This is a genomic window from Oceanispirochaeta sp. M1 (assembly GCF_003346715.1).
Lineage (GTDB): Bacteria > Spirochaetota > Spirochaetia > DSM-2461 > DSM-2461 > Oceanispirochaeta.
Genome location: NZ_QQPQ01000156.1, coordinates 1 through 444, shown reverse-complemented (window position 1 = coordinate 444; position 444 = coordinate 1). Strand labels below are relative to the sequence as shown.

Annotated in this window: 1 protein-coding gene; it reads right to left on the bottom strand. The window is 36.0% G+C overall.

What is annotated here, in order from left to right; translation table 11 throughout:
- Positions 1–124 precede the first annotated feature (124 nt).
- Positions 125–444: hypothetical protein (locus tag DV872_RS26290; RefSeq protein WP_216664462.1), on the bottom strand; the 320-nt coding region annotated here is incomplete at its 5' end.

Genomic DNA, 444 nt, shown 5'->3' with positions numbered 1-444 from the left:
TTAAAAAAATGATTCCGGAAATCGCTTAAAAAGTGGCAACTTTAAACCGGAATGGGTGGCAACCTTCGTCCGGAATCACTGGCAACTTTGAACCGGGATGGGTGGCAACTTTCATCCGGATTTTCTAACTGAATCCGGCAATGACATATGGATTTCCTGAATCTGTTCCAGAAACTATATTTGCACCTTTTTCATTTAAGGTTTTAAGTAATTTTTGGGCATAATCAAATTCTAAATTGAAACTACTATAGCCTCTCCAATAATTTTTAATATCACTGTGGACATACTTTAACTCGATGATTGTAGATGAGTGAAGCTCATTCAGATTTTCATAGTTTTTTTTCACTATCAGTGTTGGACAGTTCCATACCCTATTTTTCACTGTCAGATCGATTACTCTAGATGAAATCTCTTCACTCATAAATTGGGAATAACCGGTAAAGT